The sequence below is a fragment of the Euzebya sp. genome, assembly GCF_964222135.1.
Taxonomy (GTDB): domain Bacteria; phylum Actinomycetota; class Nitriliruptoria; order Euzebyales; family Euzebyaceae; genus Euzebya.
This window is the reverse complement of sequence record NZ_CAXQBR010000029.1, coordinates 43,906-68,452: the sequence shown is the minus strand read 5'-3', so window position 1 is coordinate 68,452 and position 24,547 is coordinate 43,906. Positions and strand designations below refer to the sequence as shown.

Annotated in this window: 24 protein-coding genes and 1 tRNA gene; 7 read left to right on the top strand and 18 right to left on the bottom strand. The window is 72.3% G+C overall.

Going from position 1 to position 24,547, the window contains the following annotated elements; translation table 11 throughout:
• Positions 1-141: 141 nt before the first annotated feature.
• Together ACEQ2X_RS07790 and leuA are read right to left on the bottom strand one after the other, a co-directional pair.
• The gene (locus ACEQ2X_RS07790) at positions 142-975 is read right to left on the bottom strand and encodes a peptide deformylase (protein WP_370325235.1); all 834 of its coding nucleotides are present in this window, start codon (positions 973-975) and stop codon (positions 142-144) included.
• Positions 976-980: 5 nt separating this feature from the next.
• Positions 981-2,732 (bottom strand): 2-isopropylmalate synthase, encoded by a 1,752-nt coding sequence (gene leuA / locus ACEQ2X_RS07785; protein WP_370325234.1) that lies wholly within the window; start codon positions 2,730-2,732, stop codon positions 981-983.
• A gap of 256 nt (positions 2,733-2,988) precedes the next feature.
• Here leuA and ACEQ2X_RS07780 point away from each other — a divergent pair, with 256 nt between their 5' ends.
• The gene (locus ACEQ2X_RS07780) at positions 2,989-3,483 is read left to right on the top strand and encodes a Dps family protein (RefSeq protein WP_370325233.1); all 495 of its coding nucleotides are present in this window, start codon (positions 2,989-2,991) and stop codon (positions 3,481-3,483) included.
• 32 nt (positions 3,484-3,515) lie between these two features.
• Positions 3,516-3,920 (top strand): Fur family transcriptional regulator, encoded by a 405-nt coding sequence (locus ACEQ2X_RS07775; RefSeq protein ID WP_370325232.1) that lies wholly within the window; start codon positions 3,516-3,518, stop codon positions 3,918-3,920.
• A 23-nt stretch (positions 3,921-3,943) separates the two neighbouring features.
• Here ACEQ2X_RS07775 and ACEQ2X_RS07770 read toward each other — a convergent pair whose 3' ends face one another.
• From ACEQ2X_RS07770 to ACEQ2X_RS07755, 4 genes are all read right to left on the bottom strand, one after another.
• A complete protein-coding gene (locus tag ACEQ2X_RS07770; RefSeq protein ID WP_370325231.1) occupies positions 3,944-4,783 on the bottom strand; it encodes an ABC transporter ATP-binding protein in 840 nt (279 codons plus the stop codon).
• Positions 4,780-5,838, bottom strand: a complete 1,059-nt coding sequence (locus ACEQ2X_RS07765; RefSeq protein ID WP_370325230.1) for a FecCD family ABC transporter permease — start codon at positions 5,836-5,838, stop codon at positions 4,780-4,782. The genes ACEQ2X_RS07770 and ACEQ2X_RS07765 overlap by 4 nt, the downstream gene beginning before the upstream one ends.
• Before the next feature lie 16 nt (positions 5,839-5,854).
• Positions 5,855-6,934: a FecCD family ABC transporter permease gene (locus tag ACEQ2X_RS07760; RefSeq protein ID WP_370325229.1), complete on the bottom strand. Its 1,080-nt coding sequence runs from the start codon at positions 6,932-6,934 to the stop codon at positions 5,855-5,857.
• Positions 6,935-7,029: 95 nt separating this feature from the next.
• Positions 7,030-8,232, bottom strand: coding sequence for an SLC13 family permease (locus tag ACEQ2X_RS07755; protein ID WP_370325228.1), 1,203 nt, complete (start codon positions 8,230-8,232; stop codon positions 7,030-7,032).
• 148 nt (positions 8,233-8,380) lie between these two features.
• On the opposite strand from ACEQ2X_RS07755, the gene ACEQ2X_RS07750 reads away from it, so the two are divergent.
• Together ACEQ2X_RS07750 and ACEQ2X_RS07745 are read left to right on the top strand one after the other, a co-directional pair.
• Entirely contained in the window at positions 8,381-8,926 is a 546-nt protein-coding gene (locus tag ACEQ2X_RS07750; protein WP_370325227.1) for a disulfide bond formation protein B, read from the top strand.
• Positions 8,923-9,657, top strand: a complete 735-nt coding sequence (locus ACEQ2X_RS07745; RefSeq protein ID WP_370325226.1) for a TlpA family protein disulfide reductase — start codon at positions 8,923-8,925, stop codon at positions 9,655-9,657. The genes ACEQ2X_RS07750 and ACEQ2X_RS07745 overlap by 4 nt, the downstream gene beginning before the upstream one ends.
• Positions 9,658-9,669: 12 nt before the next feature.
• On the opposite strand, the gene ACEQ2X_RS07740 is transcribed toward ACEQ2X_RS07745, so the two are convergent.
• The 9 genes from ACEQ2X_RS07740 to ACEQ2X_RS07700 form a co-directional block, all read right to left on the bottom strand.
• Entirely contained in the window at positions 9,670-10,527 is an 858-nt protein-coding gene (locus ACEQ2X_RS07740) for an ABC transporter ATP-binding protein (protein WP_370325225.1), read from the bottom strand.
• Positions 10,524-11,462 carry an ABC transporter ATP-binding protein gene (locus tag ACEQ2X_RS07735; RefSeq protein WP_370325224.1) on the bottom strand — a complete coding sequence of 313 codons (939 nt, stop codon included), beginning with the start codon at positions 11,460-11,462 and terminating at the stop codon, positions 10,524-10,526. Before ACEQ2X_RS07735 ends, ACEQ2X_RS07740 begins: the two co-directional genes overlap by 4 nt.
• Positions 11,452-12,489, bottom strand: coding sequence for a branched-chain amino acid ABC transporter permease (locus ACEQ2X_RS07730; RefSeq protein ID WP_370325223.1), 1,038 nt, complete (start codon positions 12,487-12,489; stop codon positions 11,452-11,454). The genes ACEQ2X_RS07735 and ACEQ2X_RS07730 overlap by 11 nt, the downstream gene beginning before the upstream one ends.
• A 13-nt stretch (positions 12,490-12,502) precedes the next feature.
• A complete protein-coding gene (locus ACEQ2X_RS07725; protein WP_370325222.1) occupies positions 12,503-13,849 on the bottom strand; it encodes a branched-chain amino acid ABC transporter permease in 1,347 nt (448 codons plus the stop codon).
• A gap of 37 nt (positions 13,850-13,886) precedes the next feature.
• Positions 13,887-14,624, bottom strand: a complete 738-nt coding sequence (locus ACEQ2X_RS07720) for an amino acid ABC transporter ATP-binding protein (RefSeq protein WP_370325221.1) — start codon at positions 14,622-14,624, stop codon at positions 13,887-13,889.
• Positions 14,621-15,784, bottom strand: a complete 1,164-nt coding sequence (locus tag ACEQ2X_RS07715) for an amino acid ABC transporter permease (protein ID WP_370325220.1) — start codon at positions 15,782-15,784, stop codon at positions 14,621-14,623. Before ACEQ2X_RS07715 ends, ACEQ2X_RS07720 begins: the two co-directional genes overlap by 4 nt.
• Positions 15,785-15,950: 166 nt before the next feature.
• Complete coding sequence (locus ACEQ2X_RS07710; protein ID WP_370325219.1) at positions 15,951-16,877, bottom strand: basic amino acid ABC transporter substrate-binding protein; 927 nt, start codon at positions 16,875-16,877, stop codon at positions 15,951-15,953.
• 77 nt (positions 16,878-16,954) lie between these two features.
• Positions 16,955-17,548: an ANTAR domain-containing response regulator gene (locus ACEQ2X_RS07705; RefSeq protein ID WP_370325218.1), complete on the bottom strand. Its 594-nt coding sequence runs from the start codon at positions 17,546-17,548 to the stop codon at positions 16,955-16,957.
• An 87-nt stretch (positions 17,549-17,635) separates the two neighbouring features.
• Positions 17,636-17,929, bottom strand: coding sequence for a hypothetical protein (locus ACEQ2X_RS07700; RefSeq protein ID WP_370325217.1), 294 nt, complete (start codon positions 17,927-17,929; stop codon positions 17,636-17,638).
• 144 nt (positions 17,930-18,073) lie between these two features.
• On the opposite strand from ACEQ2X_RS07700, the gene ACEQ2X_RS07695 reads away from it, so the two are divergent.
• A complete protein-coding gene (locus tag ACEQ2X_RS07695) occupies positions 18,074-19,186 on the top strand; it encodes a GGDEF domain-containing protein (protein ID WP_370325216.1) in 1,113 nt (370 codons plus the stop codon).
• A 26-nt stretch (positions 19,187-19,212) separates the two neighbouring features.
• Here the strand turns inward: ACEQ2X_RS07695 and ACEQ2X_RS07690 are convergent.
• Positions 19,213-19,286: transfer RNA gene (locus ACEQ2X_RS07690), tRNA-Leu, on the bottom strand.
• Positions 19,287-19,373: 87 nt separating this feature from the next.
• On the opposite strand from ACEQ2X_RS07690, the gene ACEQ2X_RS07685 reads away from it, so the two are divergent.
• Both ACEQ2X_RS07685 and ACEQ2X_RS07680 read left to right on the top strand, forming a co-directional pair.
• On the top strand, positions 19,374-20,291 hold the full coding sequence (locus ACEQ2X_RS07685) for a TIGR01777 family oxidoreductase (protein ID WP_370325215.1): 918 nt from the start codon (positions 19,374-19,376) through the stop codon (positions 20,289-20,291).
• 82 nt (positions 20,292-20,373) lie between these two features.
• A complete protein-coding gene (locus ACEQ2X_RS07680) occupies positions 20,374-22,350 on the top strand; it encodes a potassium transporter TrkA (protein ID WP_370325214.1) in 1,977 nt (658 codons plus the stop codon).
• Positions 22,351-22,521: 171 nt separating this feature from the next.
• On the opposite strand, the gene trpA is transcribed toward ACEQ2X_RS07680, so the two are convergent.
• A complete protein-coding gene (gene trpA / locus ACEQ2X_RS07675; protein WP_370325213.1) occupies positions 22,522-23,325 on the bottom strand; it encodes a tryptophan synthase subunit alpha in 804 nt (267 codons plus the stop codon).
• Positions 23,322-24,539: a tryptophan synthase subunit beta gene (trpB, locus tag ACEQ2X_RS07670; RefSeq protein WP_370325212.1), complete on the bottom strand. Its 1,218-nt coding sequence runs from the start codon at positions 24,537-24,539 to the stop codon at positions 23,322-23,324. Before trpB ends, trpA begins: the two co-directional genes overlap by 4 nt.
• Positions 24,540-24,547: the final 8 nt, after the last annotated feature.

Below are 24,547 nucleotides of genomic sequence, written 5' to 3'. Positions count from 1 at the left end.
CGACGCTCTTCCGATCTACGAAGGTGACAGACCCCGGGGCGTGCGGCGGCCAGGGGACGAAGGCCTGTCACAAACGTCTCGCCTGGCGCAACGAACCCGACAGACCCCCCGAGGGGAGGCTCGCGCGACAGACCCCCTCCGTCAGCGCAGGGGACGTGGGGGCAGGAGGTCGGTGTCGACGCCGTCGGCCTCCAGCCGGTCGTACACCTCGTCCCGCACAGCCCCCTCGAGCCGTTGGACGTACTCGATCCCCTCGAGGTGGTCGAGCTCGTGCTGGATGACCCGGGCCAGCATCTCGTCGGCCTCCACGACCACGTGACCCCCGCCGGGCAGGTCGGCGACGACGGTGATGGCCTTCGGGCGGACGACATCGGCGGTCGACCCCTCCACCTCGAGGGACAGGCACCCCTCGGCGAAGGTCCACTCCCCCGCCGTCGACACCGCGACCGGGTTGACCCAGACCTGCGGGATCAGCTTCGGGAAGTTCAGCGCGATCACCCGCAGGCCGGCGCCGACCTGGTTGGCCGCCAGCCCGATCCCCGGTGCGGCGTCCATCACGGCGAGCATGTGCTGGGCCAGCTCGGCCACAGCGGGGTCCGCGGGGTCCACCCAGGCGGTCGCGGCGTGGATCACCGGCTCGCCGACCGGCACGACCCCAGGCGCCGCGCGCGGCACCCGCCGGCCGGCATCCGGCACACCCTCGACGACCGCGCGCAGCGCCTCGGCGTCCAGCCAGGCGGACCGGTCGGGCCGGTCGGCGGCGTCGGAGTGCGCACGCCAGGCGTCCGCCGCCGCCCCGATCCCGAAGCGCGTCCCGCAGGTGCACCCGGCCCAGGCGCGCGCCAGCCGCGGACCGGCGTCGAGCAGCCAGACCCGGTTTAGGGGCGCGCACAGCGCACCTCCCCCGCGGCGCGGACACGGCGGGGCGGTCGGCCGGGCACCGGGGCTCGATGCGCCGAGGCGCGGGAGCGGCACGGCGGTCAGGCCCCGAACGTGCGCCCGAGGTGGCGGTTGACGGCGCTGATGATGGCCTTGAGCGAGGCTCGGACGATGTTCGGGTCGATGCCGACGCCCCACAGGACCTGGCTCGACGTGCCGTCCGACGTCGACACCTGGCACTCGACGTACGCGGCCGCGGTCGCGTCGCCGCCCGAGCTCATCGCGTGCTCGACGTAGTCCAGCACCCGCACCTCGACGCCGGTGCTGGCGAGCGCGGTCGTGAACGCGTTGATCGGCCCGTTTCCGGTCCCCTCGATCTCGGTGCGCTGGCCGTCGTCGAACAGCGCGACCCGGAGGGTGTCCTCACCCTCGGAGCTCGACTCCTGGGAGTAGCCGTTGACCTTGAACCTCCCCCAGGGGGCTGTCGACCGCGGCAGGTACTCGTCGGTGAAGATGTCCCACATCGTCGAGGGGGTGACCTCGCCTCCCTCGGTGTCGGTGTGGGCCTGGATCACCTTCGAGAACTCGATCTGCAGCCGCCGGGGAAGGTCCAGGTTGAACTCGTTGCGCATCACGTACGCCACGCCGCCCTTGCCGGACTGGCTGTTGACGCGGATGACCGCCTCGTAGGTGCGGCCCAGGTCCTTCGGGTCGATCGGCAGGTACGGGACGTCCCAGGTCAGGTCGTCGACGGCGACGCCCTTCGCCTCGGCGTCGATCGCCATCGCCTCGAAGCCCTTCTTGATCGCGTCCTGGTGGGAGCCGCTGAACGCGGTGAAGACCAGATCGCCGCCGTAGGGGTGGCGCTCGTGGACGCCCAGCTGGTTGCAGTACTCGACGGTCCTGCGGATGTGGTCGATGTCGCTGAAGTCGATCTGGGGGTCGACGCCCTGGCTGAACAGGTTCATGCCCAGGGTCACCAGGCACACGTTGCCGGTGCGCTCCCCGTTGCCGAACAGGCAGCCCTCGATCCGGTCCGCGCCGGCCATGTAGCCCAGCTCTGCGGCGGCCACGGCGGTGCCCCGGTCGTTGTGGGGGTGCAGGCTCAGCACGACGGCATCGCGCATCGCCAGGTTGCGGCCCATCCACTCGATGGAGTCCGCGTAGACGTTCGGCGTGGCCATCTCGACCGTCGCCGGCAGGTTGATGATCATCTGCCGGTCGGGCGTGGGCTCCATGACCGCCAAGACCTCGTTCGAGATCCGCGCGGCGAAGTCGAGCTCGGTCCCGGTGTAGGACTCGGGGCTGTACTCGTAGGAGACGTCGACCGACGATGCCTCGGCCAGCTTGCGGACCTGGCGCGCCGCACGGACGGCGATGTCGACGATGCCGTCCTGATCGGCGCCGAACACGACCCGGCGCTGGGTGACGGACGTCGAGTTGTAGAAGTGCACGATCGCCCGGTCCGCCCCCTCGATCGCCTCGAAGGTCCGGTCGATCAGCTCGGCACGGCACTGCGTCAGCACCTGGATCGTGACGTCGTCGGGGATGACGTCCTCCTCGATCAGGTGGCGGACGAAGTCGAAGTCGGTCTGGCTGGCCGCCGGGAACCCGACCTCGATCTCCTTGTAGCCCATCGACACCAGCAGGTCGTACATCCGGCGCGTCCGCGCGGTGTTCAGCGGGTCGATCAGCGCCTGATTGCCGTCGCGGAGGTCGACGGCGCACCAGCGGGGGGCCACCTCGATCCGCTTCGTCGGCCAGGTGCGGTCCGGCAGGTCGACGGCGATCAGCTGGTGGTAGGGCGCGTACTTGCCGACGGGCATGCCCGACGGGGTCTGGGTGTTCTCCATGTCCTTCTCGCTTCCTCGTGTCCTCGCTGCGTGGCCGGCGCGCTGGCGGACTCCGCGGCGAGGGACCGGCCTAGAGGCGCCCGCCGCGGCGGAGAAGGAGGAGGAGGGAGAGGTCGCGCATGTCCGTCGGCATGCTACCACCAGGACGGGGTGTTGCGTGGAGCCAGTCCTTGGGTAGAGTCCAAGTCACAGCACATTGGACATCGTCCAAGGTAAACCTCACCTCACCGATATCGACAGGAGGAGGCTCCCGCACATGAGCACCGAGACCAGCACCACCACGTCCATCCCGATCGAGACCAGCCTGTCCCCCGAGGCCGCGCAGGTCGTCGCCGAGAACCTGCAGCCCACGCTGACCGAGCTGATCGACCTCGCCCTGACCGGCAAGCAGCTCCACTGGGCCGTCGTCGGCCCGCGCTTCAAGCCGGTCCACGAGCACCTCGATGAGCTCGTCGACGAGCACCGCGAGTACAGCGACACCGTCGCCGAGTACATGTCCACGGTCGGCATCTGCCCCGACGGCCGGGCAGTCCGGGTCGCCGGCGACCACACGATGGACCCCGTCGACGCGGAGTTCATGGACGACGCCGCCGTCATCGACGCGATGACCGCGCGGATCAAGACCGTCGTGACGAACATCCGCGAGCGCTCCGGACGCGTGGCGGCCGTGGACACCGCGGCAGAGGACCTGCTCATCGAGGTCATCCGCGTCCTCGACAAGCAGCTCTGGATGACCTCCGCGCAGCGGTGACGGGGGACCCCGGACCGCACGTGGACCGGCCTGTGGCCGATGCTCCACGCCACGCCGCCGACCACCGGCTGCGCGACGTGGGGCTGCGCGCCACCCGTCCGCGGGTCACGGTGCTCGACTGGCTCGACGCCAACCCGGGCCACCACCCGGCCGAGACCCTCGTCGACCGCACCGGGCTGTCGAAGGCGACCGTGTACCACGTGCTCGGCCAGCTCTGCGACGCCGGGCTCGTCCTGCCCGCGGAGTCGGGGGCGGGGCGCATGCTGTACGAGACCGGCAGCGACCCCCACCACCACTTCGTCTGCCGGTCCTGCGGCCGCATCATCGACGTCCCGTGCGTCGTCGGCGAGCGGCCGTGCCTGACCGCGGACGTCCCCGGCGCCCACGTCGACGCGGCCGACGTGATCCTCAAGGGCCTCTGCGCGGACTGCGCCTGACCGCGTGCCGGCCGCGAGCGGTCCTAGCGGTGGGCCGATCCGATCGGCACGACCAGCGGCGTCCCGGACACCGGGTCGGGGATGATCCGCGTCGGGAGGCCGAAGACCTCCTCGACCAGCGCCTCGGTGACGACCTGGTCGGGTGGACCCTCCGCCACGATCGCCCCCTCGCGCATCGCGATCAGGTGACTCGCGTAGCGGCACGCCTGGTTGAGGTCGTGCAGCACGATCACGATCGTGCGCCCGTGGGCGACGTTCAGCTCCGCCAGCAGGTCCAGCACCTCGATCTGGTGGGCGAGGTCCAGGTACGTCGTCGGCTCGTCCAGCAGCATGACCGGCGTCTCCTGCGCCAGCGCCATGGCGATCCACACGCGCTGGCGCTGCCCGCCCGACAGCTCGTCGACGGGCCGGTCGGCGAGATCCGCCGTCCCGGTGGCCGTGAGGGCCGCCGTCACGGCGACCTCGTCGTCGGCGCTCCACTGGTTGAACCACGTCTGGTGCGGATGGCGGCCACGCGACACGAGGTCCGCGACGCTGATGCCCTCGGGGGCGGTCGGCGACTGCGGCAGCAGGCCGAGGCGCGTGGCGACCTCCCTGGTCGGCATGCGGTGGATGTCCCGGCCGTCGAGGTGGACCGTCCCCGACACGGGCCGCAGCAGCCGGGCCAGGCCGCGGAGGAGGGTCGACTTGCCGCACGCGTTCGCCCCGACGATCACGGTGACCGCCCCACCCGGGATGGCGACGTCGAGCCCGTCGACGATCAGGCGGTCGTCGTAGCCGAGCCGCAGCCCCGTGGCGCCCAGCGGGCTGCGCGGCTGAGGAGGGGGTGCCACGTGGGTGGAGTGGTCTCGCACGGCGGTCATCCGTCTGATCCGATCCGGTTGGCCCGCGCCAGGAGGGCCAGGAGGTAGGGCGCACCGACCAGCGCGGTCGCGACCCCGACGGGGAGCCCGCCGAGCAGGTGCTGGGCGACGAGGTCGGCACCGAGCACGATGCACGCGCCGACCAGCATCGCCGGCACCATTGCCACCCCGCCGGTCGCGGTCAGCCGTCGTGCGATCGGGCCGGCGCACAGGGCGACGAACCCGATCGGCCCCGCCGCAGCCGTGGCGATCGCGGCCAGGGCGACGGCGAGCGCGATCAGGACCGTCCGGGTCGCCTGCACCCGCACGCCCAGCCCGCGCGCGACCTCGTCGCCCAGCTGGAGCGTCCGCAGACCGCGGCCGTTGGCGAGGGTGAGGGGCACCACCACGGCCAACGCCACGCCGACCTGGACGACGTGATCCCAGCTGCGGCCGTTCAGGCTGCCGGTCAGCCACACCGTCGCCTGCCCCACGTCGGTGATGTCCGCGCGCGTCAGCAGGAACTGGGTGCCGGCGGTCAGCACGGCGGTCAACGCGATCCCGACCAGGACCAGGCGCGTCCCGGTCACGCCGCGTCGCCAGGCGAGCAGGTACATGGCGGTCGCGGTGGCGACGGCGCCCAGCAGCGCACCCGTCGCCACGCCGACCGCCAGCGTCGCGCCGGTCACGATGACCAGCACCGCCCCGAGCGACGCCCCCGCCGTGATGCCGATCAGGTCGGGGCTCGCCAGCACGTTGTGGCTCAGCCGCTGGAAGAGCGACCCGGAGAGCCCGAACGCCGCGCCCACCAGGACACCGGTGAGGGCGCGCGGCAGGCGGAGGGTGCGGACGATGAAGTCGGCGTCCGGGCCGCCCCGACCGAGCGCGGCCGGGAGGACCTGGTCGAGCGCGATGGGGAAGTCGCCGATGGACAGCGCCGCGGCGAGGAGGCCCACGAGGACCAGGGCGAGCCCGGACACGACCACGAGCAGCCGCGGCTCGACGACCGTGCTGAGGGGACCGAGCGACACCGCCCGCCGCCCCCCGGCCAGCGGCGTGATCGCTGGCGCGCTCACCGTGCGCTCCGGGGGCTCACAGGGCCACCAGGCGTCGGCGGCGGACGAGGGCGATGAACAGCGGCGCGCCGATCAGCGCGGTGACGATGCCGACCTGGAGCTCACCGGGCCGCACGACCAGTCGGCCGAGCACGTCCGCGATCAGCAGCAGCACAGGTCCGAGGACGGCGGAGTACACGAGGATCCAGCGGTGGTCCGGTCCGACGATGCCCCGCGCGACGTGCGGGACGACCAGGCCGACGAACCACAGCGGACCGGCGATCGACACCGCCGATCCCACCAGCAGCATCACCGCCGCCACGCCGGCGAGCCGGGCGTGGGCCACGCGCTGCCCGAGCGCGGCGGCCACGTCCTCGCCCAGGCTGAGGGCGTTCATCGTCCGCCCCATGCCGAGCGCCAGCACGACGCCCGCGGCGAGGAACGGCAGGATCCGGACCAGCATGTCCAGGTCGCGGCCGGTCAACGAGCCCACCACCCAGAAGCGGAACTGGTCGAGGGTGCGGACGTCGAGCAGGATCACCGCCGAGGTGACCGCCTGCAGCATGGCCTGCGTCGCCGCCCCGGCCAGCGCCAGCTTGACCGGCGTCGCGCCGCCACGCCCGCGGCTCGCCAGCCCGTAGACCAGCACCGAGGCCCCCAACGCCCCGGTCATCGCGAAGGCCATCCAGCCCACGGCCGAGCCGATGCCGAGGAGGTAGATCGCGAGGACCACCCCCACGGCGGCGCCGGCGTTGACGCCGAGGATCCCCGGGTCGGCGAGGGGGTTGCGGGTGATGCCCTGCATGACGGCGCCGGCCAGCCCGAGGGCCGCGCCGACGGCCAGCCCGATCAGCGTGCGGGGCACCCGGAGGGTCCGGACGATCTGGTGGTCCTGGGAGGCCGGGTCGAAGGCGAGGAAGGACTCCCAGGCCTCCGAGACCGCCATGGGCCGGGCCCCGTAGGCGAGGCTGGCCACCACCACGACGCCCAGCAGGACGAGGATCAGCACGAGGCCCACCGCGCGCACCGCGCCCAGGCGCGCGAGGCCGTCGCGGCGCGACGGCTCGGCGGCTACGGGCGCGGGCGCGGTGTCGACAGACCGGACGTCGACGGTCACGCGCGGCGCGGGGCGGGGGCAGGCATCCCCATCGAAGTTAGGTGAACCATAGTTGGCCGTGCAACCTGCAACCCAGGACCCATGCAACCAAGGACCTAGGCGCTCGGCGTGCCCGTCAGCGCCACCTGAGCGAGCCGGACCGCGGTGGCCGCCAGCAGAGCTGGTCCGCCGACCTGCCAGCCCACCCGGTGGTAGGCGCGGGCGTCGACGTCGAGACCCAGCCCGCGGCACGCCTGCAGCCACAGCAGCGCCGCCAACGAGGCCCACAGCGCCAGGACCGGACCGGCGTTGACCCCGAGCAGCATGGCGAACCCGGTGCCGCCGTGGTCGAAGGACACGGCCGGGAGCGCCGCGAGGACCGCCGGCAGGTTGTTCGCCACGACCGACCCGCCCACCCCGCCGACCACGGCCGCCACCTGGCCGAGGAGGTCCGCGTCCACCGCGCGCGGCACGGGCAGGACCGCCGCCACCAGGATCCCGATCGCGAGCACCAGCAGCGCCGCGTCGACGGGGAGCGCCCGCAGCGGGACGTGTCGGGTGCCGACCGCAAGGACCAGCACCCCGACCGCGGCGACCTGCCACGGTGCCACGCCGACCAGCTCACCCGTGCTGAAGCCGATGGCGCAGGCGATCGCGACGACCGCGCCGAGCACCACCTGTCCGCGGTGCTGCGCGTCGCCGGCGTCGGGGATCGGCGCAGGTGCAGGCGGGGGCTGCCCGGCCCACCGCCGGTGGGCGAGGCCGCCGACGACGACGGCCGCCACCGTCGCGGGCCCCAGCTCGCGGAGGAACGCCGACGCGGGCACCTGCGCGGCCCCCACCACGATGAGGTTCGTCAGGTTGGAGGCCGGCAGCGCCGACGAGGCCAGCGAGGCCTGCAGGACCGGGATGACCGCCAGCGCCATGCGGTCCACGCCCGTGCGGTCGGCGATCCGGACGTACAGCGGGGTCAGCAGGACCACCGCGGCGTCGAGGTTCAACAGGGCGGTGGCCACGGCGGCGACCGCCCACGCGCGCCACAGCAGGCCGCGCTGCCCCCGCACCCGCGCGGCCACGGCGTCGAACACCCCGGTGCGGTCGAGCAGCAGCGCCAGGGGGACCGCCGCCACGAGGAAGGCCAGCGCGGGCCACAGAGGACGGGCGGCGTCCACCGCACCGGGCCAGGACACCAGGCCGAGCGCGGCGGCGACGAGCGCACCCGCGACCGGGGCGGCGGAGCGCGGGAGCCGCCACGGCGGTGCGACCATCCCGACCACCGCCACGACGAGCAGCACGCGGCCGAGCACGACCGTCGACATCGGGCGGTGAGGCTACCCGTTCCACGGCTGACGGCCGGACGGCCACCTATCATCGACCTCGGCCGTGTCCTGACCACGGCCGTGGTGTGCCTTTGACCCCGTCGAGGACCATGCCGCCCGTGCTGCAGCGACCCCCGAAGATGCCCTCATGACGCTCGCCCTGACCACCCTCTTCGCCCTGTTGGCCCTCGTGGCCGTGGTCGGGGCCGTCGCACTGGTCGTGTCCGCGCCGTTCCGCGCGTGGATGCGCCCGCACGCGGTCGGCGCGACCGCGGCGATCAGCGGCACGGCGACGGTCGGCAGCCTGTACCTCTCCGAGATCGCCGGCTACGTGCCCTGCGAGCTGTGCTGGTGGCAGCGGATCTTCATGTACTCGACCGCGGTGATCTCCACCACGGCCCTGCTGCGACGTCGCACCGACGCGCTCGCGTACACGCTGCCCCTGGCCCTCTTCGGCGTGGTCACCAGCATCTGGCACGTCATCATCCAGCGGCTGCCGGCAGACACGTCAGCGCAGTTCTGCGACCCGAACAACCCCTGCTCGGCCATCTGGGTCGAGCGGTTCGGCTTCATCACCATCCCGACCATGGCCGGTGCCGGCTTCATCGCCATCATCGCGCTGGCCTGGGCCGCCCGGTCCTCCGCGACGGCGGGCAGCGGTCGCGAGGCCACGAAGGAGGAGCTCGTCCGATGAGCACAGACATGAACCCCGATGAGATGTCCAAGCGGGAGCGCCAGAAGGCCCGACGCCAGGAGCGCCTGGACCGGGAGGCCCAGCAGCAGCGCAAGGCCGGCGCCCAGCGGACCGTCTTCATGGTCCTGGCCGTCCTGGTCGGCGTCGCCCTGGTCGGCGGCATCGGCTACCTGCTGATCCAGGGCAGCGACGCCAGCCTCGGCGTCGAGGCCGCCACGATCGAGGAGGGCCAGACGGCCTTGCCGCCCGCCACCTCCGCGGGGGCTGACGACGCCGCGGTAGGGATGGACGCCCCGGACGCCACCGGGTTCACGCCTGAGGGCGACCCGATCACGATCGGCGCCGAGGGGCAGGCCCAGGCCATCGCGTTCATGGCGCACTGGTGCCCCCACTGCCAGGAGGAGGCGCCGCTGGTCGCCGACTGGGTCGAGGAGGGCCTGGTCGCTGACGGCGTCGAGATCGTCGCGGTGTCGACGTTCCACGACCCGTCCCGCCCGAACTGGCCGCCGGACGAGTGGCTGGAGCGCGAGGGCTGGCCGGGCCAGGTGATCGTCGACTCCGAGGACGCGATCGCCGACGCCTGGGGTCTGCAGGGCACCCCGATGTGGACCTTCGTCAACGCCGAGGGCGAGGTCGTCGCCCGCTACGCGGGCCGGATCGAGCCCGAGCAGTTCGAGCAGGCGACCGCCCTGGCTGCGGGCGAGGAGCCGGCGCCAGCGGAGGAGGGGTAGGCCCCTCCCCCGTCAGGCCTTGACGAGCGTGCCGAGGTAGAGCTCCACGACCTTCGGGTCGTGGAGCAGCTCGTCCCCGGTGCCGGTGTACGCGTCACGTCCCTGGTCGAGGACGTAGCCGCGGTCGCAGATCCGCAGGCACTGCTGGGCGTTCTGCTCGACCATCACGATCGTGACGCCGGCGTCGTTGATCTGCTTCACGCGGTGGAAGACCACGCCCTGGTTGGCCGGTGAGAGGCCGGCAGACGGCTCGTCGAGGAACAGCACGCCGGGGTCCATCATCAGCGCGCGGCCCATCGCGACCATCTGGCGCTCACCGCCCGACAGCGACCCCGCGCGCTGCTTGCGGCGATCGAGCAGCTTGGGGAACAGGCCGGCGACGAACTCGAACCGCTCCGCGAACTGCTTGGGCCGCAGGTAGATCCCCATCTGGAGGTTCTCCTCGATCGTCAGCGAGGGGAACACGTTCTTCGTCTGGGGGACGTAGCCGACGCCCTTGTCGACCAGCTCGTGGGCCGTCAGGCCGGTGATGTCGTCGTCGCGCAGCACGACCCGGCCGCTGCGGATGTCGACGAGCCCGAACATCGCCTTGATCAACGTGGACTTGCCCGCGCCGTTCGGGCCGATGATGCCGACCAGCTCGCCCTCGCGGACGTGGAGGTTGGTGCCGGTCAGGATGTCGACGCCGGGCACGTAGCCCGCGACCACCTCCTCGGCGTACAGGATCGACTCCTCGGGGCTGGGCGGCCGGCCGGCCTCGCTGAGCGCCTCGGCGCCGTGGTGGCCGGCGGCCTCGTCGACGACGCGCTGGCGCTCCGCGGCGATCTGCTGGTCGTGGGTGGGGGCGTCCGGGGTGGGCTGGTCGCTCACGGCGTGTCCTCCGCTGCCTCGATGTCGGCGAGGGACATCTCGCCCTCCCCCTCCGAACCGCCCAGGTAGGCCCGGACGACGGTCTCGTTCGTGCCGATGGATGCCGGCGGGCCCTCGGCGATCACCCGTCCCTCCGCCATCACGACGACCCAGTCGGAGATGTCCATGACGACGTCCATGTCGTGCTCGACGAAGACGACGGTCATGCCGAGCTCGTCCCGCAGGCCCTTCACGTGGCCGAGGAGGGACTGGACCAGCGCCGGGTTGACCCCCGCCATCGGCTCGTCCAGGCACACGAGCTCCGGCTCCACCATCAGCGCCCGGGCCATCTCGAGGAGCTTGCGCTGCCCGCCGGACAGCGTCCCGGCCAGGTCCTCGCGCTTCGCGTCCAGCTTGAAGCGCGCGAGGAGCTCGTCCGCCCGCTCGGTGATCGCCCGCTCCTGGGACCGCCACATCCCCGGGATGATCGCGGGGAGGAACCGCTCACCGGTCTGGCCGGTGCCAGCCAGCCGCATGTTCTCGATGACGCTCATCAGGTTGAGGGACTTCGTCAGCTGGAAGGTCCGGACCATCCCGTACTGGGCGACCTTGTGCGCCGGCACGCCACCCAGGTCGTGGCCGTCGAAGGACCAGGTCCCCTCGTCGGGCCGGTCGAAGCCGGTCATCAGGTTGAAGAAGGTGGTCTTGCCGGCGCCGTTCGGGCCGATCAGCGCGGTGATCAGCCCGCGCTGGATCTCGAGGTGCTCCACGTCGACGGCGGTGAGTCCGCCGAAGCGGCGGGTGACCCCGTCGACGATCAGCACCGGGTCGGGCTTGGGGACCCCCGGCTCGGCCGGCACGTCCGCGAGCGCCGCCCGTGCCGCTGCGGCACGCGACGGTGCGGACGGGTCCGCGACCCGCGACGACGACGTGGGCTCGGTCTCCTCAACGGGCATCGAGCAGCATCTCCTCTCGGTTGCCGAGCAGGCCCTGCGGCCTGAACGCCATGAGCAGCGCGAGCATCAGGCCGACCATGATGAAGCGGATGGGGCCGACCTCGGGCAGGCCGATCACCGCCTCGCTGATCACGCCGCCGGTGATCAGCTCGCGCATGAGCGTCTCGAGGCCGGCGGTCAGGAACAGGAACAGGAACGTGCCGACCACGGGCCCGAGGATCGTGCCGGTCCCTCCCAGGATGATGATGACGTAGGCGAAGAACGTCCGGATGGGGATGTAGGTGTCGGGGTTGACCGCCTGGGTGCCCATGGCGAGGAAGATCCCGCCCAGGGCGCCGAACACGCCGCCGAGGACCAGCGCCTGCATCTTGTAGCTGAACACGTTCTTGCCGAGGGCGCGGGCGGCGTCCTCGTCCTCGCGGATGGACTTGAGCACCCGTCCCCACGGCGAGCGCATGAGCAGCCACGTCCACGCGCACAGCAGCGCCACGAGCCCCCAGCCCAGCACCATCACCCAGAGCTGGCGCTCGGAGAAGTTCAGCTGGCCGAAGTAGCGGCCGTCCGGGATCGGGTTGATCGCGTAGATGTCGCCGGCGAACTGCTGGATGCCGAACACCGAGTTGGTCAGCGCCTGCGCGGAATCCGAGCGGAACACGAACCGCAGGATCTCCCCGGCCGCGATCGTCGTGATCGCGAGGTAGTCCGCCCGCAGGCGGAGGGTCGGGACCCCGAGCAGCAGGGCCAGCACCACGGCCAGGCCGATGCCGACGAGGACGCCGAGGGCGAGGGGCTGCCCGCACGGGCCGATCTGCTCCGCGGCGGTCTGGGTCGCCGCCACGTCGGCGCACGGCCGTGCGGTGATCGCGACGCCGTAGGCGCCGAGCAGCATGAACCCGACCTGCCCGAAGTTCAGCAGGCCGGTGTAGCCGAAGTGGATGTTCAGGCCGATCGCGGCCAGCGCGTAGACGACCGCCTCGAGGCCGATCGCGGCGCGGAGGCCGTCGTACAGGACGTTGGTGAGCTCCATCGCAGTTCTCCCGCTACCCGAAGCGCTCTCGACGGCCGAGCAGGCCCTGTGGCCGGATCAGCAGGACGATGATGAGGATCAGCAGCGCCCACACGAACTTGAGCTGGACGCTGAAGAACGCCGTGGACACCTGGCTCACGATCCCGACGATCAGCGATCCGACCATGGCGCCGTAAGCGGTCCCGATCCCGCCGAGGATGATCCCGGCGAACATCAGCAGCAGCAGGTTGAAGCCCATGTTCTGGTTGACCTGCTCGGTCGACCCCAGCAGGACGCCCCCGAAGGCCGCCAGCCCCCCGCCGAGGAGCCACACGAAGCGGATGACCCGCTCGACGTCGATGCCGGACGACTCCGCCAGGTCGCGGTTGTCCGCGACGGCGCGGAGCGCCTTGCCGATCCGGGTGCGGTTCAGCATCAGCCCGACGCCGACGAGGACCACCAGGGAGATGACGATGATCGCCAGGTCCCGCGGGGGGATGGCGACGCCCGCGAAGCGGATGGCGGACTGGATGTTGTAGTCGGCGAACGGTCGGGTCCCGCCGCCGTAGACGATCAGGATGACGTTCCGGATCACGAACATCAGGCCGATCGAGATCACCAGCATCGAGATCAGGCCGACGCCGCGGCGACGCAGGGGCCGCCACACGGCGGTCTCGAGCGTCGCGCCGCCCAGCGCGCCGACCAGCACCGCGGGGACGACGGCGAGGAGGAGGTGCCAGCGGGGCCCGCCCGCCGAGGCGTTGAAGAAGAACGCCACGACCGCGCCGAGGGTGACCAGCTCGCCGTGGGCGAAGTTGATGAGGCCGGTGGTGCCGAAGATCAGGGACAGGCCGATCGCCGTGATGGCGATGATGGACCCGAGCTTGATGCCGTCGAGGGTCAGCTGGGGGACGCTGCCGAGCTGGTCGGTGAACGAGCGCCCGCGGTCCCCCGCGCCGGCGACCGGCTGTCCCGTGCCGTCCCCCTCCACCAGCGGGAACAGCGCGTTCGCCTGACGGCCCGCCTGGACGGTCTGGGTGCGCTCGGTGACGTCGTCGCGGGGCAGCAGCCCCTCCGGCAGCGTGGCCGGGTCGAGGGCGATGGTGTACTCCCCCGGGCCGGGCAGGTCGATCAGCACCTCGCCGTTGTCGTCGGTCTCGGCCGACCCGACCTCGGCCCCCTCCGCGTCGGTGACCGTGATCGTCACCCCGGCGTGGCGCTCCTGATCCTGACCGGTGCCGCTGAAGACCCGACCCAGGGCCCGCTCGCCCTGCTCGTCCTGGGCCCCCGCGGCGGAGGGCACCAGCAGCGCGGCGGCGAGCACGGCGGTCATCACCACCAGCCAGGCCCAGCGTCCTCTCCTCGACGCGGTGGATCGCACGGTCACTCCTCGATCGGGGGTTGTCACAGGACGGGACTCACAACACCTGGCTCAGGAAGACCTTCAGGCGCTCGCTCTGCGGGTCCTCCATGATCTGCGCGGGCGGGCCGTCCTCGACGACGACGCCCCCGTCCATGAAGATCACGCGGTCGGCGACCTCGCGGGCGAAGCCCATCTCGTGGGTGACGACCATCATCGTCATCCCGCGGGAGGCGAGGTCGCCCATCACGTCGAGCACGCCCTTGACCAGCTCGGGGTCGAGGGCGGAGGTGACCTCGTCGAAGAGCATCACCTCGGGTGCCATCGCGAGCGCTCGGGCGATCGCGACCCGCTGCTGCTGGCCGCCGGACAGCTGCGCCGGCCGGACGTCGGCCTTGTGCGCCAGCTCGACCTCGCGCAACCGGGCGAGGCCGATGTCGTTCGCCTCCGCCTTCGCCATGCGCTTGACCTTGCGGAGGGCGACGGTGACGTTCTGCAGGACCGTCATGTGCGGGAAGAGGTTGAACTGCTGGAAGACCATCCCGACGCGTTGGCGCATCCGGTCGACGTTCACCCCCTCCTCGGTGATGTCGATGCCGTCGAGCAGGACCGCCCCGCCCGTCGGTTCCTCGAGCAGGTTGACGCAGCGCAGCATGGTCGACTTCCCCGACCCGGAGGGTCCGACGACCACGACGACCTCACCGGTCTGGATGGCGAGGTCGATGCCGGTGAGGACCTCGAGGTTCCCGAAGGACTTCCGGAGGTCCCGCAGCTCGACCCGCGGCGTGGCCGTCACGCGCCGCCCCCGATCGCCCCGCCGTGGCCGTGCGTGGCACCGACGTCGACCACGTCGTCGTCGGCGGCGACCGACCGCTCCTCCGCCGACCGGCCCTCGCGGAGGCGCCGGTCGAGGTAGTTGGTCAGCCGCGTCAGCGGGATGGTGAGGACCAGGTAGAAGATGCCGGCCAGCACGACCGGGGAGTAGTTGCCGTACTGCTGCGCCAGGTTCTGGCCGACCCTGAAGAGGTCCCGTCCCTGGAAGAACGACCCCGAGCTGGCGGGCAGCCCGATGATGAAGATCAGCGAGGTGTCCTTCAGCAGGGCGATGTACTCGTTCGTCAGCGGCGGGACGACCCGGCGGATGCCCTGGGGGATCACGATCAGCCGCATCGCCAGCTGGTGGGGCATGCCGAGGCTCCGGGCTGCCTCCATCTGCCCGCCCTCGATCGACTGGATGCCGGCGCGGACGATCTCGCCGATGTAGGCCGTGGCGACGAGGCCGAGGGCGAACGCGGCGTACCAGATCTGGTTGCGGCCGAACGGCCGCAGGCCGGCGAGCGGCAGGGCGAAGCCGACCAGGACGATCGTGATGATGGCCGGGAGGCCGCGGAAGATGTCGATGTAGACGCTCGCCAGCGCCCGGATCAGGAACCGCCGCGAGATCGACATGAGGGCCAGCACCACGCCGAGGACCTGGCCGAGGACGACGGCGACCACCCAGACGATCAGCGTGATCCGCAGCCCCTCGGCCAGGAGGGTGGGGAACGCCTCGGTGAAGAACTCCGGGTTGAACAGCAGCGTGCCCAGGCTGGCCAGCTGGTCGTTGCCGACCACCCAGGTGACGAGCCCGCCCAGGGCGAACACCAGGGCACCGGCGATCCCGGCCAGGCGCCCGGTCTGCGCCCGGCGCATCACGCCGTCGCCGGGAGGGCTGTAGTCGATCCGGGCGGCGTAGGACCTTGCCAGTGCGTTGGCGGCGTACCCGACGACCGGCACGGCGAGACCGGCGATCCCGACGTCGACGACCCACAGCACGACCGGCGCCGCCACGAGGGCGAGCAGGCCGAGGACCAGCGCCGCCGTGGGCGCCGTGTCGCCGGCTTCTGGGGTCGTCCGACCGGTCGTCGGCGGGGTCGCCGCCGGCACCGCGTCGCGAGCGTCGGTGGTGTCCGTCATGGCCTCGCTGTGATCGATGGCCGGTCATGTTCGCACATGTTCTGCCGCGCGGAGGCGAAGTGGCTGCCGGGTGGCCGCAGGATCACGGAGCGCAGAGTCGCAGAACCCAGGGGCCGCGGAACGCGAGCACCCCCCACCGGAGCGGCGGGGGGTGCGTGCGGCTGGGTCAGCTGGCGAACTGCTCGGGGACGTCGCCCTCGAACCACTCGCCGTAGATCTCGGCGTAGGTGCCGTCCGCGATGATCTCCTCGAGCGCGCCGTTGATCGCGGTCACGAGGGCGGTGTTGCCCTCCTGCACGCCGATGCCGTAGAGCTCGCCGGTGTCGACCTCCTCGGCCAGCACCGCGTTGCCCTGCTCGACCTGCTCGCCGACGACGGGCAGGTCGATGAAGACGGCGTCCACCTGGCCGGCGGCCATCGCGGTGAACGCGTCGATGGAGGTGGGGAACTCCTGGATCTGGGCGTCGGTGAAGGTCTCCGACGCGTAGTCCGCGCCGGTGGTTGCCGCCTGGACGGCCAGGACCGTCTCGCTGCCGAGGTCGGCGACACCGGTGATGTCCGAGCCCTCAGGGGTCGCGAGGGCCTGGTTCGCGGCGAAGTACGGCTCGGAGAAGTCGATCGTCTCGTCGCGCTCGTCGGTGATCGTGATGGCGGAGATGATGGCGTCGAACGCCCCGCTCGCGAGCTGGGTGAAGATCGTGTCGAACGGCGTGTTCTGGTACTCCACCTCGACACCGATCCGGCTTGCGATCTCGTCCATCAGGTCGATGTCGAAGCCGACCGGCTCGCCGTCGACGATCGACTCGAACGGCTCGAACGCGATGTCCGACCCGACGACCATCTGCCCCTCGGCGGCCAGACCCAGGTCACCGGAGTCCGCGGCCTCCTCCGCCGACGCCTCGGCCTCCCCGAGCGCGTCCTCGGCCCCGTCGGCGACCTCGTCGACGGCGTCACCGGCCTCGGAGGCGACGTCCTCGATCGCCTCGGTGTCGTCGGTGGCAGCATCACCCCCGTCGTCCGATCCGCAGGCGGCAGCCCCCAGGGCGAGGACGGCCATCAGCGCGACGAGCCAGGTGAAACGTGTGATCTTCACGACGGGAACCCCTTGTCGGTTGGGTGGGCGTTGGATACTACCGTGGTCGTAGGCAGGCGGGACGGGACGTGCGGCGCTCAGGGCGCCTCGTGGTCGGCGATGACCTGCTCGGCGATGATCTTCATGGTCAGCCGCTGCTCCATCGCCGCCTTCTGCAGCCAGCGGAACGCCGCGGGCTCGGTCATGCCCTCGTGCTCCATCAAGAGCCCCTTCGCCCGCTCGACGACCTTGCGGGCCTCGAGCCGGTCGGTCAGGGTCCCGACCTCTGCCTCGAGCCCCTGCAGGTCCTTGAAGCGGCCCGCGGCGATCTCGATGGCGGGCAGCAGGTCGTGCTTCTGGAAGGGCTTGACCAGGTACGCCATCGCCCCGGCGCGGCGCGCCTTCTCGATCAGGTCGCGCTGGCTGAAGGCGGTCAGGATGAGGACCGCCGACAGCCGCTCGTTCGTGATCTGCTCCGCGGCCTGGATGCCGTCCATCACCGGCATCTTGAGGTCGAGGATGCACAGGTCGGGGCGCAGCTCGCGCGCCATGCGGACCGCGGTCGCCCCGTCGCTGACCTCCGCCACCACCTCGAAGCCCTCCTCGACCAGCATCTCCTTGAGGTCGAGGCGGATCAGCGCCTCGTCCTCGGCGATCAGGACGCGGATGGGGGCGGCTGCGGCGTCGGTCATGCGGGGCTTCCTTCCACGTCGGGGCGCTGGGACGGGGGTCAATCTAGCGGTGCGGACGACGGCCTTGAAGTCCGCCGGCCGCCGGCGTCACTCGAGGAGCTGCTCGAGCAGGCGGTCCTGCTCGGCGACGCGCTGCTCGATCGCGCGTCGCACCTCGTCGCGCTCGCGCTGCGCGCGCTGCAGGTCCCGTCTGGCGGTGCGGTGCTCGCGGACGTGCACCGGCGTGTCGCCGACCACCGCCTCGGTCTCCGCATCCGCCTCGACCTGGACGAGGAAGGTGACCTGCTCCTCGAGGACGCTGAGGCGGCCGCGGAGGTCCCCGATCTCCGCGTGCAGCGCGGCCAGACGACGGCGGGTGCGGTCCGCAGACCGGAAGATCATCGCGCCACCTCCCTCGCCGTCGTCCGTCGAGGGGTCACGCTACACGCCGCTCAGGTGGCGTGACCGACCGCCGATGGTGATCATGAGCTGTTCGCGCCGTGACGACGAGGACCAGGACGTGGAGATGGCTCCGAGGATGATGAGGTGATCGACCGCCGCGACGAGCTGCGCCGGCGGATCTACCTGCTGTGCCTCGCGATCGGGCTCCCCGTCCTCGCCGCCTCGTGGATCGTGGAGCAGGGCGACGACCCGGTCATCGCGATCCTCTACCCACCCCACATCGCCGTCCAGCTCGTCGTCGCCATCGGGCTGCTCCGCCGGCGGATGGGGGTGCGGACCGCGGAGCGGGTCGTCCTGGTCGGGGTCGTCGTGACGTACCTGGTCGTGGTGGCCGGCGGGATGATCAGGGCGGCCGACCTCGCCGGGGTCCGCGAGGAGATGTCCGCCGAGTCCCTCCTCGCGATCACGCTGATGATGATGCTCGCGTACGTCGCGTTCGAGACCGACCGGGCGCTGCGGCTGGCCCTCGCGATCGTCGCCGCCTACGTGGGCATCCTGGCCGCCAGGCTGGCACCGGACGCGATCGCGGGTCGGCTGCCGGCCGACGCGGTCGACTTCCTCCCCCCGATCATCGCCCTGGTGGCCGCCGTCGGGTTGCTGCACGTGCTCGCGCAGACCAAGGAGCAGGCCGCGGAGGCGCGCAGCCACGCCGAGACCATGACCGCGCTGGCGCACACCGACGTGCTCACCCAGCTGCCGAACCGGCGCCACCTGCACGCCGAGCTCGAGTCCCAGCTCGCCGAGGCACAGGACGAGGACGCGCCGCTCGCCGTGATCCTGCTCGACATCGACCACTTCAAGCGGATCAACGACTCCCACGGCCACGAGGCCGGGGACGCGGTGCTGCGGGAGGTGGCGCAGGTCCTCGGCACGACCGTGCGGCACACCGACCTGCTGGGCCGGTGGGGCGGGGAGGAGTTCCTCGTGGTCGCGCCGACGACGGCGATGGGCGACGCGGTCGCGCTGGCCGAGCGGTGCCGGATGGCGCTCGCCTCGACGATGTTCCCCGCCGTCGGCCGTGTCACGGCCAGCATGGGCGTGGCGACCCACGAGCCCGGCGACTCCGCGTGGGGGCTGCTGCGCCGTGCGGACGCCGCGCTCTACCTGGCCAAGGGTGGCGGCAGGGACCAAGTCCGGGGCCACGAGGACCGCGACCCCGACGTGGACGTCGACCTGGAGCCCGACCTGACGCCGTGACGGGCGGTCGGCGCCGGGGTGCTGGGTACCCCCGGTGGGATTCGAACCCACACTGGCACGAGTTTGAGTCGTGTGTCTCTGCCGGTTGGACTACAGGGGCGTGTCGGGTCGTCGATCGTACCGCCGGTGGCGGTGTCCGCGCAGGGACGCGGCGTGATGGGGACGCGCGGAGGGTATCCCTCCGGTCATGGGCGCCACGCAGGACATGACCATCGCCGTGACCGGGTCGACCGGGCTGATCGGCCAGCGGGCGGTGGCGGACCTCCACGCGGCCGGGCACCGGGTGGTGCGCGTGGTCCGCGGCGACGCATCGGGGTCCGACATCGCCTGGGATCCCGAGGGGCACCTCGATCCGGCGTCGCTCCGCGGCGTGGACGCGGTCGTGCACCTCGCGGGTGAGCCGATCGCCGGTGGCCGCTGGACCGACGCCCAGCGCGAGCGGATCATGCGCAGCCGTCGATCGGGGACCCGGACGGTCGCCGCGGCGATCGCCGAGGCGGTCGCCGCCGCCGACGGGCCGCAGGTGCTGGTGTGCGCCAGCGGCATCAACCTGTTCGACGACCACGGCGACGAGGTGGTGACCGAGGACACCCCGCCGGGCACCGACTTCCTCGCCGAGGTGGTGCGGGCCTGGGAGGCCGCGGCCGACCCCGCGCGCCAGGCGGGCGTCCGGGTGGCGCACCTGCGGTTCGGCCAGGTCCTGGACCCCGCCGGCGGGTCGCTCGCCCGGATGGTGCCGCTGTTCAAGCTCGGGCTGGGCGGCCGGTTCGGGTCGGGCAGGCAGTGGTGGCCGTGGATCGCCATCGACGACGTCTCCGCCGCGATCCGCTGGGCGATCGAGACCCCCACCGCGGAGGGCGGGTACAACACGACCAGCCCGAACCCGGTCACGAACGCGGAGTTCACCCGTGCGCTGGCGGGGGTCCTCGGCCGGCCGGCGATCATCCCCCTCCCGGCGGTCGGGCCCAGGCTGCTGCTCGGCGAGCTCGCCGACGTCCTGTTGATGACGTCCCTGCGGGCGGTGCCCGCGCGGCTGCAGGCCGAGGGGTTCACCTTCGCCCACCCGGACATCGAGGGCGCGCTCCGACACGTGCTCGACCGCTGAGCCCGCTGGCCGTCGGGCGCGGCCGATCGGGTACGCTGGCTCGTCCGCTCCAGCCCTGGGAGCCCTCGAAGGACCGCCACGCTTGGCCACCCACGCCGCCCGCGCCCGTCGGCGCCTCCGCTCCCCCTCGTCCTTCACCCGGGCTCCGGGTCCCACGCGCCGTCGACCCGGCCTGGGCGACCGCGTCCGCTACGCCTTCGACTCGAGCCTGTCCCGAGGGCCGATCGCCCTGATCGGGTGGCTCGCACTGCTGTCGCTGGTGGTGGTCGTCACCGGTGCGGCGGTGATCGTCCTGCTCGACCTCGCCCCCACCGACGGCGGGCCGCTGTCCGCACCGGAGGCGGCCTGGCAGTCGATGATGCGCGCCCTCGACGCCGGCGGCGTCGGCGCCGACGTCGGCTGGCCGTTCCGGGCGATCATGCTGCTGGTCACGATCGGCGGCCTGTTCATCGTCTCGACCCTGATCGGGGTCCTGACCGCGGGCATCGAGGGGCAGCTCGAGCAGCTCCGCAAGGGCCGGTCGGCGGTGCTCGAGTCCGGCCACACCGTGGTGCTCGGCTGGTCCCCGAAGATCATGACCGTCCTGACCGAGCTGGCGGTCGCCAACGCCAACACGCCCCGACCGCGGGTGGTGGTGCTGGCCGACCGCGACAAGGTCGAGATGGAGGACGAGATCCGCAACCAGGTCGGCGACCGCCTCGGCTCGACGAAGGTGATCTGCCGCTCCGGCAGCCCGCTGTCGGTCGTCGACCTGCAGATCGCCAACATCGAGGAGGCGCGGTCGGTCATCCTGCTGGCCCCCGAGGACGACACGACCGACCGGTTCGTCCTGCGCGCGCTGCTCGCGCTGACCGACCCCTCGGTCCGCACGCCAGGCCGCAACCACGTCGTGGCCACGCTGGTCGAGCCGGCCAGCGCCGAGGTCGCCGACATCATCGCCGGCGACGACGTCCGGGTGCTCGGCGTCGGGGACCTGATCGCCCGGATCACCGCGCAGACCTGCCGCCAGTCCGGGTTGAGCGTCGTCTACGCGGAGCTGCTCGACTTCGACGGCGCGGAGATCTACTTCCACCCCGAGCCGCGCCTCGACGGCCGCACCTACGCCGACGCGCAGCTGGCGTACGAGACGTCGACGGTCATGGGGCTGCGCCGCGCGGACGGGACGATCCTGTTGAACCCGCCAGCGGCGACGGTGCTCGCCGCGGACGACCACGTGATCGCGATCAGCGAGGACGACGACACCGTCAGGCTGGCCGTCGACCCCGTCGCCCCACCGGTCCCCGCCGACGTCCGGGACGCCCCGGAGGCGCCGCCCGCCCCCGAGCACACCCTGGTCCTCGGGTGGAACGCGCGCGGCGGCGTGGTGCTGCGGCAGCTCGACGCGTACGTGTCGCCCGGGTCCACCGTCGACGTGGTCGCCGCCCACCCCGGGCTCGGCGAGGACCTCGCGGAGGTCACCGGCGCCCTGGCCCACACCGCGGTCGTGGCCACCGAGGCGGCGATCACGCGGCGCGCGGTCCTCGAGTCCCTCGCCCTGGAGCGCTACGACCACATCATCCTGCTGGCCGAGGAGGCCGCGGAGTCCCGCGACGAGGCCGACACCGACACGCTGGTCACGCTGTTGCACCTGCGGGACCTCGCCGCGCGCCGGGGCCTGGCCGTGGGGGTGGTCACCGAGGTGCTGGACAGCCGCAACCGCGAGCTCCTCACCACGACGTCGGCGGACGACTTCATCGTGTCCGACCAGCTGATCAGCCTGCTGCTCGCCCAGGTGTCGGAGAACGCCGAGCTTGCCACGGTCTTCACCGCCCTGTTCGACCCCGAGGGGTCCGAGATCTACCTGCGGCCGGCGGACGCCTACGTCGTGCCGGGCCGGGCGACGCCGTTCTCGACCGTCGTGGCGTCCGCGTCCGGACGTGGCGAGACCGCGATCGGCTACCGCCTGGCCGCACTCGCGGGGGACGCGACCGCCCAGCACGGCGTGGTGGTCAACCCGCCGAAGTCCGCGCCGGTCACCCTCGGCCCCGAGGACCGGGTCATCGTCCTGGCCGAGGGCTAGGTCCGGGTCCGGGGTCGGTCCTGCCACGGCTCTCAGATCTGAGCCCTGGGTGCGCCGGCGCAGCTGATCCCCAGATCTGGGATCGCGGTCCGGCGCCGCGCCGCTCAGATCCGAGGGCTGGGTACCCATGCGGAGCTGATCCTCAGATCTGGGATCGCGGTCCGGCGCCCGCTAGGCCCGGGCGGCCTCGCGCACGCCCGCGGCGAGCTGCTCGACGAGCCGCTTGACGCCCTTGGGGCCGTCCTCACCGGCGGCGCGGACCGCGGCGGAGCCGACGATGACGCCGTCGGCGAAACCCGCCACCTCGCGGGCGTGGTCCGCGGTGGACACGCCGATCCCGACGCACACGGGACGGTCGGTCGCCGCGCGGATCCGCTCGACCCGGGGCGCGGCCGCGGCCGACAGCGACTGGCGCACCCCGGTGACCCCGAGGGTGGAGGTGGCGTACACGAACCCCGTGGACGCCTCCGCCACCGCGGCGATGCGCGGGTCGGTCGACGTCGGGGACGCGAGGAACACCGTGTCGAGCCCGGCCTCGGCGGCGATGGCCCGCCACGGACCGCCCTCCGCCGCCGGCAGGTCCGGCAGGATCACGCCGGCCAGCCCCGAGGCGGCTGCGGCGGCGGCGAAGTCCCCCAGCCGGTCGGCGTGGCCGTAGTGCCAAGCGATGTTGTAGTAGGTCATCACCAGCGCCGGCACGTCGATCCCGCCGGTCAGCCGCTCGCACATCGCGAAGTCGTCCTCCGGCGTGTACCCCGCGTCGAGGGCGACCTGGTTGGCCGCCTGGATCGCCGGCCCGTCCATCAGCGGGTCGGAGTACGGGAACCCGATCTCGAGGACGTCGGCACCTCCCTCGACGGCGGCCTCCAGGCACTCCTGGGAGGTCTCCATGTCCGGGTAGCCGGCCGGGAGGTAGATGATCAGCGCCGCGCGTCCGGTGTCGTTGACGGCGCGGATGTGCTCGGCGACGGTCACCGCTCCCCCTCCCCCGCGGCGGTCATCTCGAGGATCCGCGCGACCTCGTCGACGTCCTTGTCCCCACGGCCGGACAGGTTGATGACCACCACGCCGTCGGAACCGAGGTCGCGGGCCAGGCGGAGGGCCGGGATCACCGCGTGGGAGGGTTCGAGCGCCGGGATGATCCCCTCCAGCTCGCACACGAGGCGGAACCCGTCCAACGCCTCGTCGTCGGTGGCGGACAGGTACTCCGCACGGCCCGTGTCGGCGAGCCAGGCGTGCTCGGCACCGATGCCCGGGTAGTCCAGGCCGGCCGAGATCGAGTGGGTCGGCACCACCTGGCCGTAGTCGTCCTGCAGCACGATCGTGCGCGCGCCGTGGAGGATCCCCTCGCTGCCACCGCCGATGGTGGCGGCGTGGCGGCCGCTCGAGATCCCGGACCCTGCGGCCTCGACGCCGACCAGCCGGACGTCGACGTCGCCGATGAACTCGTAGAACGCGCCCATCGCGTTCGAGCCGCCGCCGACGCAGGCCACGACGGCGTCCGGCAACCGCCCCTCCACGTCGTGGAGCTGGCCCTTGATCTCCTGGCCGATCACCTTGACGAAGTCCCGCACCATCGTCGGGAACGGGTGGGGGCCCATGACCGAGCCGATGAGGTAGTGGGTGTCCTCGACGTTGGTCACCCAGTCGCGCATCGCCTCGTTGATCGCGTCCTTCAGGGTGCGGGTGCCCGACGTCACCGGGATGACCTCGGCCCCCATGAGCTGCATGCGGACCACGTTGAGGCGCTGGCGGCGCGTGTCCTCCTCGCCCATGTACACCACGCAGTCCATGCCGAGCAGCGCGGCGATCGTCGCGGTGGCCACCCCGTGCTGCCCGGCGCCGGTCTCGGCGATCAGCCGCGGCTTGCCCATCCGCTTCGCCAGCAGGCCCTGCCCGAGGACGTTGCACAGCTTGTGGCTGCCGGTGTGGGCCAGGTCCTCGCGCTTGAGGTAGATCGTCGCGCCGCCGGCGTGCTCGGTCAGCCGGTCCGCGCGGTACAGGGGCGTCGGCCGGCCGCCGTAGGTCCGGCGGAGCTCCTCCATCTCGTCGAGGAACGCCTGGTCGGCCATGGCCTCGACGTAGGCCGCCTCGAGCTCGTCGAGGGCGCCCATCAGGGCCTCGGGGCCGTACTGGCCGCCGAACCGCCCGAACTGCGTCAGGCCGGCGGCGTCATCGAGGGTCGTCATGGCTCGGT